Origin of the sequence: Nitrospira sp., from assembly GCA_029194535.1 — a bacterium.
Lineage (GTDB): Bacteria > Nitrospirota > Nitrospiria > Nitrospirales > Nitrospiraceae > Nitrospira_C.
Genome location: JARFXR010000001.1, coordinates 2,110,750 through 2,123,175 on the forward strand (window position 1 = coordinate 2,110,750; position 12,426 = coordinate 2,123,175).

At 62.2% G+C, this 12,426-nt stretch carries 13 protein-coding genes; 7 read left to right on the top strand and 6 right to left on the bottom strand.

What is annotated here, in order from left to right; translation table 11 throughout:
- Positions 1 to 129: 129 nt before the first annotated feature.
- From P0111_09775 to P0111_09800, 6 genes are all read right to left on the bottom strand, one after another.
- A complete protein-coding gene (locus P0111_09775; protein ID MDF0644310.1) occupies positions 130 to 696 on the bottom strand; it encodes a hypothetical protein in 567 nt (188 codons plus the stop codon).
- A gap of 10 nt (positions 697 to 706) precedes the next feature.
- Positions 707 to 1,195, bottom strand: a complete 489-nt coding sequence (locus P0111_09780; GenBank protein ID MDF0644311.1) for a hypothetical protein — start codon at positions 1,193 to 1,195, stop codon at positions 707 to 709.
- Positions 1,196 to 1,224: 29 nt separating this feature from the next.
- Positions 1,225 to 1,848 carry a hypothetical protein gene (locus P0111_09785; GenBank protein ID MDF0644312.1) on the bottom strand — a complete coding sequence of 208 codons (624 nt, stop codon included), beginning with the start codon at positions 1,846 to 1,848 and terminating at the stop codon, positions 1,225 to 1,227.
- Entirely contained in the window at positions 1,823 to 2,218 is a 396-nt protein-coding gene (locus P0111_09790; protein MDF0644313.1) for a hypothetical protein, read from the bottom strand. The genes P0111_09785 and P0111_09790 overlap by 26 nt, the downstream gene beginning before the upstream one ends.
- Before the next feature lie 185 nt (positions 2,219 to 2,403).
- Entirely contained in the window at positions 2,404 to 3,741 is a 1,338-nt protein-coding gene (locus P0111_09795) for a dicarboxylate/amino acid:cation symporter (protein MDF0644314.1), read from the bottom strand.
- A gap of 153 nt (positions 3,742 to 3,894) precedes the next feature.
- Positions 3,895 to 4,611, bottom strand: a complete 717-nt coding sequence (locus tag P0111_09800) for a hypothetical protein (GenBank protein MDF0644315.1) — start codon at positions 4,609 to 4,611, stop codon at positions 3,895 to 3,897.
- Positions 4,612 to 5,180: 569 nt separating this feature from the next.
- Between P0111_09800 and P0111_09805 the strand changes: the two genes are divergently transcribed.
- From P0111_09805 to P0111_09835, 7 genes are all read left to right on the top strand, one after another.
- Positions 5,181 to 5,594, top strand: coding sequence for a VanZ family protein (locus P0111_09805; protein MDF0644316.1), 414 nt, complete (start codon positions 5,181 to 5,183; stop codon positions 5,592 to 5,594).
- Positions 5,591 to 5,929 carry a PilZ domain-containing protein gene (locus tag P0111_09810; protein MDF0644317.1) on the top strand — a complete coding sequence of 113 codons (339 nt, stop codon included), beginning with the start codon at positions 5,591 to 5,593 and terminating at the stop codon, positions 5,927 to 5,929. The genes P0111_09805 and P0111_09810 overlap by 4 nt, the downstream gene beginning before the upstream one ends.
- Positions 5,930 to 6,060: 131 nt before the next feature.
- Positions 6,061 to 7,686, top strand: coding sequence for an apolipoprotein N-acyltransferase (gene lnt / locus P0111_09815; protein ID MDF0644318.1), 1,626 nt, complete (start codon positions 6,061 to 6,063; stop codon positions 7,684 to 7,686).
- Positions 7,687 to 7,705: 19 nt separating this feature from the next.
- A protein-coding gene (prfB, locus tag P0111_09820; GenBank protein ID MDF0644319.1) for a peptide chain release factor 2 occupies positions 7,706 to 8,846 on the top strand; the annotation gives its coding sequence in 2 pieces (ribosomal slippage) (positions 7,706 to 7,774 and positions 7,776 to 8,846; 1,140 coding nt in all).
- Between the two features lie 9 nt (positions 8,847 to 8,855).
- Positions 8,856 to 10,337, top strand: coding sequence for a lysine--tRNA ligase (gene lysS, locus P0111_09825; GenBank protein MDF0644320.1), 1,482 nt, complete (start codon positions 8,856 to 8,858; stop codon positions 10,335 to 10,337).
- Between the two features lie 6 nt (positions 10,338 to 10,343).
- Positions 10,344 to 11,624 carry a lipoprotein-releasing ABC transporter permease subunit gene (locus P0111_09830; protein MDF0644321.1) on the top strand — a complete coding sequence of 427 codons (1,281 nt, stop codon included), beginning with the start codon at positions 10,344 to 10,346 and terminating at the stop codon, positions 11,622 to 11,624.
- Positions 11,625 to 11,689: 65 nt separating this feature from the next.
- The gene (locus P0111_09835) at positions 11,690 to 12,373 is read left to right on the top strand and encodes an ABC transporter ATP-binding protein (GenBank protein MDF0644322.1); all 684 of its coding nucleotides are present in this window, start codon (positions 11,690 to 11,692) and stop codon (positions 12,371 to 12,373) included.
- The last annotated feature ends 53 nt before the right edge of the window (positions 12,374 to 12,426 follow it).

The window sequence follows — 12,426 nt, forward strand, 5'->3', positions numbered from 1 at the left end:
GGGATCGTGGTGCCGGTAGTTCGGCGCCGCCTCGATCGAGTAATCCTGTTAAGCTTAGCGGAGCGGGAGCCGTCGTTCAATGGGGGATCGTGATGAACACGTCGCGGAGAGACCTGGGAGAAACCGTTGCTAGGACTCTTGGTGGCCCTGCAGGAAGAGGGACTGTTCGAGCGTGCGGAAGAACTCTTGATAGGATTTCGGATCTTCGAGTGCGTGCATGTAGTACTGGACGCTGATGCGGACGAGGGATTGCGTTTCGCCGCGTGGGCGGATCGTGGCGGTGAAGCGCACCAGGTTGCTGCGATAGTAGAACGGTCCCCACGACCGGTAGTTTCTGGCGAGGAACAGCATCGTATCGGGCCGGTACAGATAGTAAGCGGCCGGATCGGCCAGGTAGCCGGTCTCTACCTCGACGAATTTCTTGCCTGAGACGATCCCCAAGTCCTGGTCGAGCACTTCGACCTTGAAGCCCAGGTCCTGCATGGTCGAGACGATCGCTTGAAGGAGCTTCAGGCGATCCGTCGTGTCGAAGACCCTGGTTTGGGCGGCGCGGATCTTGAGCTGGCTCGTTTCCGACAGCCAGACCTGGTCCCGCGCGTTCGACTGGTTCTCCTGGCGCAACTCGTAGCTGTTGCAGCCGGAGAGGCTCGCCAGACAGGCCAAGGCGAGGAACGTTCGGCATATCGATATCGTCATCCTGAACGTCTCACGGCGCGGTCGGGCTCTCCTTGGTGATGAACAACGACCGTTCGAGGGTGAAGAAGAAGTTCTGATAGACCTTGGGGTCTTCGATCGGCCGGTTGTTGTAGATCGCATTGGCTCGAATCGTGAGCTGTGTTTGATTGAGCTGCCGGACGGTCACGGTGATCGTGACGACGTCGTAGTAGTTGGGCTCGGCGAAACGGGCCGCCGTGACCAGCCCAAGGGCGTCGTTGGCCCGCTCGATGATGAAGCCCAAGTCTTGAAGCGAGCCGATGACGGAGCGGATCGCAAAATTGCGGTCGGTCATGTCGAAGACGCGCGTCTGAAAGTTGCGGATTTTTAGCTGCGCCTCGGTCGGAGCCAGCAAAGTCTGCGGCTGTTCCGGGGTCGAACAGCCGGACAAGAGCAAACCCCAGAAGCCGATCACGACTCCCCATAACCATCCTTGACCCGATCGTCGATCAATTACAGAGTTTCGCATCGATTCCCGCATCAATTCCGGCTCCTTCACATGTCGTGGAGCTAAATGTCGTGGGCTTCCAGGAAGACGGCCTTGGATAGTTTGGCGAAGAACTGTTGATAGATTTCGGGATCGCGGATCATCTCCATATACTGCTCGCCCGGCGGGATGTATTCCCGGTTGGCCTGACCGTCGCCCTTCCACACGATGCGGTAGAAGCTGATGCGCACCTGCTGCTTGGTACCCTCCGCATTGAGCGGCTTGGTGACCAGATTCGCGACCAGCTGCTGGTGGAGATCGACCGGCACGACCGCGCCGCCCAGCGAGAGAAAGAAGAACATGATCCGCTGCAGGTCCTGGCCACGCTCCCTGGCGCTCCGCTCCTTGACTGCGCGGAAATACCCGACCTCGTGCACGCTCTCCTCGACCTGATAGCCCAGGTCCTGAAGGACGGCCGCCGAGGCCGACAGCAGTTCGATCTCGTTCGCCGTATCGAACGTGCGGACGGCCATCGCCCGGTTGCGCAGGCTTTCCGGGGTCAGCTGGAAGAGCTCGTCGGGCTTCGTCTCCTGGACGCACCCGGCCGGCAGGGCCAGACCCGCCGCGCAGGCGAAACAGGCCGCCCATCCGGCGAGTCGGCCGGGTCGGGCGGCGGAGCGATCAGAACTGGGTGTAATTGTAGGCAAGATCGCGGACTTTCTTGTCTTCGTCGTATTTGATGATGATCGTGAGCGTGCGTTGCCGCTGAGAGCTCGAGGCGTCCCGCGAGTTCTTCCCCAGAATGATCAGCGTTCCGTACGAAGAGGTGCTCGTGTCGACTCGGTCGGTCGAGACCTTGTCGTACATCCACACTTCCCGCCGCTTTTCGTCGGTCGTGACGATATTGGGCGAGCCCAGAATCTCGACGACCTGGGAGGCCGGCATGCCGACCTTGATCTCGCTTTGCACCCTCCCGACCGTCAATCGTTCATCCTTTATCTCGGCCGGTCCGCTGCTTCCGCAGCCGGAGAGGCCGATCGAGAGACAGAGCCCCCAGAGTACCCGTCTGTAGTTCATTGTGACCCCCCTCGCGTGACATCCGGTGAGATTCCGGTATTCGATTGGACGTTCTTGTGTGACGGGGGCTTGCACCGCGGTTCCCTGGCAGCATCGGCGGCAACCCCGATACACCCTACCATGTATGAGGATACCTGTTCTCTCTAGGGAAAATCACCCCGACCGACGTTCCCGCTCTCAGGCCATCAGGGACCGGACGATCGCCGCCTCTGCTCCGCCGCGTCGAGTAGAATCGCCACCAGCATATCGCTCATGACGTTCACCCCGGACCGGACTCGGGCCAAGATCCAATCGACCGTCATGATCAGCGGGATGGCGGCGGTGATGATCTGATCCGGCAGGCCGGCGGCCGACAGGACCAGCGGCAGCACGACCAGACCCGCTTCGGGAATGCCGGCGGCGCCGACCCCGGCGACGATCGAGGCGGCGATGATCAGGAGCTGGTTGACGAGTGCCAGATCGAAGCCCAGTGCCTGTGCCAGAAAGAGCGCGGCCATCGCCTCGTAGAGCGTGATGCCGTCGTTGTTGAGGTTGGTCCCCACGCAGGCGGCCAGACGCGAGGACTCCGGCGACACCTGCATGCGCTCCAGACAGCGGAGTGTGACCGGCACGGTGGCCAGGCTGCTGTTGCAGGACAGGGCGGTCATGATCGCGTCGGCGCCTTTGCCGATATAGGTGCCGGGGGCTTTGTTGCCGATGAGCCAGGCGACGGTCGGATAGTAGAAGAGCGCATGAATGGCGAGCCCTGCGAGGATGGTCACGAGAAAAATCCACAGGAGTGAGAAGACCCCGGCCCCGGCCTTTCCCACCACCTGCGCGAGCACCCCGAACACGGCGAACGGCACGATCTCGATGATCCAGCCGAGGATACGGACCAGCCAATAGTAGACACGTTCCACGATCACGACGGTCCCCTCGATCATGGGGCGCGGTCGGCTCGTCCGCAGCTGCCGGAGAGCCGCGCCGGCGATGACCGCGAGCAGCACGACCCCGATGATGTTGTTGGTGGTGAACGGCCGAAGCATCGTGTTCGGAATATAGGAGGCCAGATACTCGATCGCCTCGCCGGGTTGGGTGCCGCCTGAACCGGATCCGGTACCGGCCGCTCTCGGATCCGTGGCGAGCAGTTGGTCGAGATGGCCGTGCCAGGCCGTCCCGGGATTCCAGACATTCATGATCACGAGGCCGATCGTCATAGCCACCGAAACGTTCACGAGGCAGATGGCGAGCAATCTGGTTCCCTGCCGGAGCGGGAGGCTCATACGAAGGAAGGCATCGAGGATCGCAAAAAAGATGAGCGGGATGGCGAGCGCCTTCAGCAGGGTAATGACCCCCAAGCCGATCAAACCCAGATGCTCGTTGCCGACCGGGCCGAGATACGGGGCCCGTCCAAAGAATAGCCCGAGCGCCGTGCCGCAGAGGGCTCCGATCAAGACTCTGGTGTAGAGAGGGATGGGCCGGCGGCGGCTCGGTGTCGGACGGTCATCGAACTCTGCAGTCTGTGAGATGGCCGGTTCGATCAAGGGTGACAGGTCATGGAGTTGAGCATTCGGACACAGAGTCTGTCGAGTGAGTCATCATAATAATAGATGAAGCGACTGAAGAAATGCGACTTTGTCGGGCGGGTGCAACCGCGACGGGGGAACCGGAGCTGCTCGATCGAGACCTCCCGTTGCTTAGGAGAAGACCGATCGCCAGAGGGAAACCAGCCAATCCGTCATCGCGGCGAGGAAGCCTTCCTCAGCCGGCTCGACTCCTCGCTTGGTGGCAGGCCTGGTAGTAGGCGCAGGAAGCGGGTCATGTGATGCAGCCGGGGCCGGAGAAGATAGGGACGTCTGGGTCATGGTCGGTGCATGCGGTGAGGCCGGGAGCGGGGGGGCAGACGCGGAGGTAATGGGATCCTGAACGGACGGTGGAGGCGGCGGGAAGGCCGCGGCGGCGCTGACCCGGTCGGCTTCATCCAGTTGCGCCCGATACTTGTCCACGGCCGCCTGCAAACCGGGTTGTTCCGCTTTGGCCCGCCGCATCGCCTGGCGCAGGCTGCTCTGCTGGGCGACCAGCTGGTCGACGAGGCGCGCGAGCTTCGCCTGACGCTCTTCTCCGATCTTGCGTTCGGCCTCTGCTCTGTCGATCGCGTCCCGGAGCGACGCATTGGCCTGCTCCGCTTGCTGACTGGCTTGCCGTGTGAGCGGTTCCATCGCCTTCGCCTGCTCGGCGAGGCGGTTCTGTTCGACCGTGACGTTTTGCAGTTCCGCCCTGGCGCCCTCCCTCTCGGCGACAGCCTCGTCGTAGGTGCTCTTCCAGGCGCAGCCGGCCGCGAGGAGCAGAAGACAAGCGCACGGTGCGGTGCACAACGCGGTAGCGACAATAGGGCGGCAGATCAGAACGCGCATGATGATCTCTCTCGAAGGTTCGGTGCGCACTACGGCTGGTGTTACGGCTCATCGTGGACGAAACCGTGGTGTTCTTCAAGAAAAATCACGTACCCCAGCACCTGCCTACGCTCTCCTTCCCTCTTGCCTTCTCGCCTTCTCGCATGGCTCGAACCTCCTTCACGCATGAATGGTCACATGCATGCGACAAGCTCACTCTAACGGGTGACCGGGATGGTGGCGATCCGGTAAATGCCGCTATCGGAGGTTCGCCGCGGCGCATCGGGCGAAGATGATATTGATCAGGAACCCGTCCAAACTCGCTTCGCCGAGGCAGGTTGACAAGAGCCGACGCTATGTCGGCAGGACCTGCATTGAGCCGGATTGCAGCGATATGAACCCCTCCAGAGAGGCTGCGCACTCGGGTGTCGCTAGGGGTTTATCCAGGGTATTCCGCGTTGCTCCCCTACCAATGCGTAGTAGTCTCAGTCGCCCGATGTTGTGTAGGTTCCGATTGCCAGCAGTTCGGCGCGCCCTCGGCGTCTCAGCTCGGGAGGATACCAGTGGGATTCGGCACGGCACTTGGGTACATGATGATCTTGTGTTTCGGCGCGATTATCGCACCCGGAGTGGGTGTGAGCGGCCGGCTCATCGCGCAGATGCCGCCGGCCCTTCTCGAATGGGCCCATGCGCCCGGGTACGGATTCCTGGCCTGGTTGTTGGCCGGCGGCCTACGCGGGCGAGGCTGGCCCGTCTCCTATGCCGTGTTCGCTGCGTCGAGTGCCGCCTTCGTGTTCGGCCTATGGACCGAAGTGTTCCAGGGCTGTGTGCCGGGCCGCAGCACGTCGTCCGATGATCTTGCCGTCAATGCCGGCGGCATCGCCCTGATTGCGTGCGTCATGCTCGTGCAGCACCGGACAGGGGCGCGAGCGTCGGCGCCCGTCACGCTCTCAATCAACAGGATCGGATCGTCATCCGGCTTGTTTTCCAGGAGGCTCCCATGATGTTCCATTCTGACAAGCGCAGGAGTCTGCGCGTGCCCATCACGTGTGCGGTGTACTATTCCGACGGTGCGTTTCACGCGAGCGGAGTGACCGCCAATCTCACCCGTAGCGGCGGCTGCTTGCAGGGATCGCACGGCGTGGAAGTCGGGATGGAACTGATGGTGTTGGTCATCCCCCCGACACAGTCGGCGCTTCTCATCAGGAAAGCCACGGTACGGTGGGTGCGCGATCAGTTCTTCGGGGTGCAGCTCGACCACAACGACACGGCCATGTCATGGGAGCTGGATCAGGTTGCATTCGATCAGCGGACGCCGCTGTCATTCATGACGCACTAGAGGGACTGGCTCCGCCGGGCGGTGCCTGTCCCTGTTCTGCAGTTCTTGCCATGACGGGGACAGCCGTCGATCGGAAAGGCGGCAGTCTCCAAGCCGTTGCATCAAGCCTTACCTTCCGCTAAGTTAGCGCGATGCATCAGTGGCCTCTCCGCTCAAGCGTGCTCGCGGTGGCGAGCGGTCTTCTCCTCCCCTTCTGCTTTCCCAAGTTCGACATCGGACTCCTGGCCTGGGTGGCGCTGATCCCGCTTCATCTCGCGCTCGACAGTCCCAGTAAGTGGCGAGCCTTCCGTCTGGGCTGGCTCAGCGGCACCATCGGTTTTACGGGCATCATGGCCTGGGTCGTGACGGCCATGCATACGTACGGGAAAGTGCCCCTCATGGTCGCGTACGCCGTCTTGCTCCTGCTGACCAGCTACCTGGGTCTCTTCGTGGCGCTCTACAGCGCAGGCTACGTCTGGTTCCGATCGCTGGTCCCGCGCTACGGCCTGTTCGCTGCCCCTTGTTTGTGGGTGACGTTGGAGTTGGCGCGAACCTATCTGTTCAGCGGCCTGCCCTGGTCGCTGCTCGGCTATTCCCAGTACCGCCAACTCGACGTGATCCAAATCGCGGATCATCTGGGGGTCTACGGCGTCTCGTTCCTGCTCGTGCTGGCCAACGTGGCGATGGCCGAACTGATTGCCTGGCTTATGCCCCTCTTCCGTGGCTTCGTGCCGGCGCGGCTTCCCTGGGAACTGGTGACGACGTCGGCGATTCTGGTGGGCCTCTCCTGGGCTTACAGCACGTCGCTGATCGTGGGAGAAGGATTTCAGGCGCCGAAAACGTCGCTCCGCGTCGGCGTGGTCCAGCCGAATGTGGATCAATCGATCAAGTGGGATCCGGCGCATCGCGACGAAACTCTCGTCCGCTACGACCGGCTGACCGAATCGTTCGGAGTCGGCGCGGATCTGGTCGTCTGGCCGGAGGCGGCGACGCCGTTTTTCTTCGAGCGCGAACCGGAATATCAATTGCGTGTGCTGGCGATCGCCAATCGAGCCTCGGCTCCCCTCCTGTTCGGAAGTCCGGCGGTGCGATTCGACAACGAGCGGCGACCCTACCTGCTCAACAGCGCCTATCTGGTCGCTCCCGGTGGGAACCTGCTCGGCCGCTACGACAAGCAGCATCTCGTGCCGTTCGGGGAATATATCCCCCTCAAGTCCTCGCTCCTCTTCTTCCTCGACAAACTGGTGGAGGGCATCGGGGATTTTCAGGCCGGGCCGGGCCCGACCGTATTTTCCTTTATGCCTCGCCGGGCCTCGGCCGGCGGAGAAGGCGGCGGAGGACGCCCGGTCAAGTTCGGGGTGCTGATTTGCTACGAAGTCATCTTCCCGGACTTGGTCCGGCGATTTGCACAGAACGGCGCCGAATTCCTGGTGACGATCACCAACGACGCCTGGTTCGGCGAATCGTCGGCTCCGATGCAGCACTTCTCGATGGTGGTGTTCCGGTCAGTGGAAAATCATCTGGCCTTCGCGCGTGCCGCCAATACCGGCGTGTCGGGATTCATCGATCCGTTCGGCCGCATCGTGCAGACCTCCTCCATCTTTACGGAGACGGTGCTGCAGGCCTCCGTCCCGGTGCTTCAGCCGCGCACGTTTTACAGCCGGCATGGGGATGTGTTTGCCTACGGCTGTGTGTTAATCTGCGCTGTCTTGTGTCTGTTCGGACTCTTCCGTACGGAGGGGCCTGAACCGGATGCGGTTGCCGCGACCCCCGTGTAACAAGGGAAAGGACTCCGCGATGTTGGACGAGATCCGTGTGCGCGTGCGTTCGATCGGTGAGCAGGTTGCTGAACTTCGGGGGCATCTTTGACTTCGCCCGCATGACGTCCGAGCTCGACGAGCTGGAACAACAAATCGCACAGCCGAATTTCTGGAGCAACGCCCAGGCGGCGGCCAAGGTCAGCCGCAAGAAGGCGACGCTCGAACACGACCTGCAGGAGTGGCGCGAGATCGAGCAGACGCTCAAGGATGTGGGAGCCTTGCTGGAGCTGGCGGAAGAAAGCGGTGACGCCGGATTGGAAGCCGAGCTGACGGTCGAATTGAACCGGTTCGAGCCGCGCCTGGCGACCTTGCGCGCGGAGATGCTGCTGTCGGGCGAACTGGATCCGAACAATGCGATCCTCTCCATCCATCCGGGTGCGGGCGGAACGGAGTCCCAGGATTGGGCGCAGATGCTCTTGCGCATGTACGTGCGCTGGGCGGAGCGAAAGAAATTCAAGGTGGAGACTCTCGATCTGCAAGCCGGCGACGAGGCCGGCATCAAGAGCGCCACAGTGTCGATCACGGGCCCGTACGCCTACGGCTATATGAAGGCCGAAGCCGGTGTTCATCGACTGGTCCGCATCTCTCCCTTCGATTCGAACAAGCGGCGCCACACCTCGTTCGCCTCGGTCTTCGTCTATCCCGAGCTGAACGACGACATCGACGTCGTGATCGAGGACAAAGACCTGAGGATCGACACGTTCCGGGCCGGCGGCGCGGGAGGCCAGAACGTCAACAAGGTGGAGACGGCGATCCGTGTCACCCACCTGCCGACGGGAATCGTCGTGCAATGCCAGAACGAGCGGTCCCAGCTGCAGAACCGCAACGGTGCGATGAAGATCCTGAAGGCGCGCCTCTTCGAGTTGGAGCAGAAGAAGAAGGAAGCCGAGTTCAACGCGATCGTCGGCGAGAAGAAGGACATCGCCTGGGGCAGCCAGATCCGCTCCTACGTGTTCCAGCCCTATCAGATGGTGAAGGACCACCGGACCGGCTACGAGGTCGGCCAGGTCTCGGCAGTGATGGACGGAGACGTGGACGGATTCATCGAGGCCTATCTCAAGAAAAAGCTCACGGGAGGCCTGCTCGCTCCGGCGAAAGCCGCTGCGGACGAGGAGTAGACGACGGCCATGGACGAACTGAACGAGCAGCGACAGCAGCGGATCAAGAAACTCGAGCAACTGCGCGCGGCCGGGGTCGCCCCGTACGGCGGCCGGTTCGAGGCCAAGGACCGGGCAGGGCGCCTGATCGCGCTGCACGGCGAGAAGCCCAAGGACATCTTGGAACAGGAGAAGATCGCCTGCACGTTCGCGGGCCGCGTGGTGGCGCTCCGCCGGTTCGGCAAGGCCGCCTTCGCGGTGTTGCAGGACGGATCTGACCGGTTGCAGGTCTATCTCAAGAAAGACTTGCTCTCCCCGCAGGCGTACGCCGTGACCGAACAGCTCGATCTGGGGGACTGGATCGGCGTCACGGGCACGCTGTTCCGCACCAAGACCGACGAATTCACGGTCGAGGTTCGTGAGCTGACCTTCCTGAGCAAGGCGCTGAGGCCGCTTCCGGAGAAGTGGCACGGGCTGACGGACGTCGAAACCCGGTACCGGCAGCGGTACGTGGACTTGATCGCGAACCCGGACGTGCACGGGATCTTCGCGACGAGAAGTCGCGTCATCGCCGGCATCCGCTCGTTCCTGATCGAGCGCGGATTCCTCGAGGTCGAAACGCCGATGATGCATCCCATCCCCGGCGGCGCCACGGCCAAGCCGTTCGTGACGCATCACAACGCGCTCGGCGTGGATCTGTATCTGCGGATCGCGCCCGAACTGTATCTGAAGCGGCTGATCGTCGGCGGTTTCCCGCGCGTGTTCGAGATCAACCGGAATTTCCGGAACGAAGGCATCTCGACGATCCACAATCCCGAGTTCACGATGCTGGAGTTCTACGTCGCCTACGCGGACTACCGAGACCTGATTGCGCTGACGGAGGAACTCGTGTCCACGTTGGCCTCACAGCTCCTGGGCAGGACGACGATCGACTACCAGGGTACGGCGATCGATCTGACCCCACCATGGCGCCGCTGGTCGTACCATCACGCCATCCTCGAGGTGAACGGATTGGACGAGTCCGTGCTGCGCGACAAGGACAAGGCGCTGGCGGCGGCGAAGAGACTGAACGTGCCGGTCGATCCCCAATGGCCGCTCTTCAACGTGGTGAACGAAATCTTCGAGGAAACGGTCGAGCCGAATCTGCAGCAACCGACCTTCGTGACGGACTATCCGATCGAAATCTCGCCGCTCGCGCGACGGAAGGATTCGGATCCCACGCTGACGGACCGGTTCGAGCTCTATATCGCCGGGCGGGAAATCGCCAACGCCTTTTCCGAGTTGAACGACCCGCTGGATCAGCGGGAACGGTTCGAGGGCCAGGCCGCGCAGCGGGAGGCCGGAGACGAGGAGGCTCATGTGGTCGACGAGGACTTCTTGCGGGCGCTCGAATACGGCATGCCCCCCACGGCCGGCGAAGGGATCGGCATCGACCGCCTGGTCATGTTGCTCACGAATCAGGGTTCCATCCGCGACGTGGTGCTGTTCCCCCAGCTGAGGCCAGAGAAATAGACCGCGATGGCCGCCGTCCCCTATGAAATCTTCGTCGGTCTGCGGTATCTCCGCGCGAAGCGGCGCAACCGCACCATCTCGCTCAACACGGTCGTCTCGATCACCGGTGTGACGCTGGGCGTGGCGGCCTTGATCGGCACCGTCGGGATCATGACGGGCTTCAAAGAGGACATCCAGGCGAAGATCGTCGGGACGACGGCTCACGTCATCGTGCAGGACCGGATGAAGGACGCGATGAGCGACTACCGTCCGGTCGTTCAGAAGGCCGAGACGGTTCCGGACGTCGTGGCCGCCACGCCGTTCATCTTGAAGCAGGTCATGTTGACGACGCAGGCCGGCGCGCACGGAGTGGTGTTACGCGGTATCGATCCGACACGGGAAGGCAAGGTGACCGAGCTGGAGAAGAACCTGGCGGCCGGTGAGCTATCCATGCTCGGGCATCCGGTGATGGTGAACCTGCCGCCGGCCGACAACCCCAACGGGCCTCCGCAGCCCACGGAGAAACCCGGTATCATTCTGGGCAAAGAACTCGCTCTGCGGCTCGGCGCGTTCCCAGGTGACATCGTCAGCATCGTGTCTCCGGTCGGCCCGATCAGCGCCATGGGCATGGTGCCGAAAATCCGCCCGTTCGCGGTGGTCGGGATCTTTCATTCAGGCATGTACGAGTACGACTCGTCGCTGGCCTACATCGACCTGGCCGAGGCGCAGAAATTCTTCGGCATGGGCGATACGGTGACCGGCATCGAGCTCAAAGTCAGCGACGTCTTCCGCGCGAACGAGGTCGCCAGGTCGGTGGAGCAGGCGCTGGGCTTTTCTTACGGGGCGCGGGACTGGATGCAGATGAACCGCAATCTGTTGTCGGCGCTCAAGCTGGAAAAGACGATGATGTTCCTGTTGCTGGTGCTGATCACGATCGTGGCTTCGTTCAACATCGTCAGCACTCTGACGATGATCGTCACCGAGAAGCAGAAGGAGATCGCCATCCTGAAGGCCATGGGAGCCACGAGGAAGAGCATTCGGAGGATCTTCATGCTGAACGGGCTGATCATCGGACTGTCGGGCACGGGGATCGGCATTCCGCTTGGCTACGCGTTTCTGTGGCTGATCCAGACGTTTTGGACCTTCGATCCCACGGTCTATTACATCTCCAAGATCCCCGTGCACGTGCTGGGCGAAGACGTACTGCTCGTGGCGGGCTCGGCGATTCTCATCAGTTTTGCGGCGACGGTGTACCCCTCGTTGCAGGCCGCGAAGCTCGAACCGGTGGATGCGCTGCGGTATGAATGAGCGTCAGCCGTCAACCATGAACCGTCACCCGAGAGGGAATCAAGAACCGGCACAACGAATGAGGCTTGACGTTTGACGGCATCTCGATGATCACCGTTACGGACCTTCATAAGTCGTTCCGGATGGGCCAGCGGACCTTGCCGGTGCTGCAAGGTATCGATCTCCGCATCGAACGGGGCGAACTCGTCGCCGTCATCGGCGCATCGGGCGCGGGGAAAAGTACGTTGCTCCACATCCTGGGTCTGTTGGACCGTCCCACGAAGGGTTCCGTGTTGTTCGAGGATCGGGACGTCTTTCGATTGTCCGAAGCGGCCCAGGCGGAGTTTCGAAACCGGCGCATCGGATTCATCTTTCAGTTTCACCACCTGCTCCCGGAATTCACGGCGCTGGAGAACGCCTGTATGCCGGCCTTGATCCAACGCAAGCGGCTGGTGGAGGTCGAGGATCGGGCGATCACGATTCTGAAGGATGTCGGTCTGGGCGAGCGTCTCCAGCACAAGCCGGGGGAACTGTCCGGCGGCGAGCAGCAGCGGGTGGCTGTGGCGCGCGCATTGCTCCAACAGCCGGATCTCGTGCTCGCGGACGAGCCGACCGGCAATCTGGACACGCACACGGGCGACGCACTCTTCGCGTTGATGCGGGAGCTGAACAAGGCGCGCGGCACCACGTTCGTGATCGTGACCCACAACGACAAACTCTCCGCGCAGGCGGATCGGATTATCCACATTCAGGACGGTCGCATTGTATGAAGGGACAGGCTCCGGCATGGCCGGTGCCTGTTCCTCGCTTTCTGATCTCATCA

Coding starts and splice junctions, on each gene's coding strand:
- P0111_09775 (MDF0644310.1), bottom strand. CDS start 696: ATGACGATATCGATATGCCGAACGTTCCTCGCCTTGGCCTGTCTGGCG.
- P0111_09780 (MDF0644311.1), bottom strand. CDS start 1,195: ATGCGGGAATCGATGCGAAACTCTGTAATTGATCGACGATCGGGTCAA.
- P0111_09790 (MDF0644313.1), bottom strand. CDS start 2,218: ATGAACTACAGACGGGTACTCTGGGGGCTCTGTCTCTCGATCGGCCTC.
- P0111_09800 (MDF0644315.1), bottom strand. CDS start 4,611: ATGCGCGTTCTGATCTGCCGCCCTATTGTCGCTACCGCGTTGTGCACC.
- P0111_09805 (MDF0644316.1), top strand. CDS start 5,181: ATGATGATCTTGTGTTTCGGCGCGATTATCGCACCCGGAGTGGGTGTG.
- P0111_09810 (MDF0644317.1), top strand. CDS start 5,591: ATGATGTTCCATTCTGACAAGCGCAGGAGTCTGCGCGTGCCCATCACG.
- lnt (MDF0644318.1), top strand. CDS start 6,061: ATGCATCAGTGGCCTCTCCGCTCAAGCGTGCTCGCGGTGGCGAGCGGT.
- lysS (MDF0644320.1), top strand. CDS start 8,856: ATGGACGAACTGAACGAGCAGCGACAGCAGCGGATCAAGAAACTCGAG.
- P0111_09830 (MDF0644321.1), top strand. CDS start 10,344: ATGGCCGCCGTCCCCTATGAAATCTTCGTCGGTCTGCGGTATCTCCGC.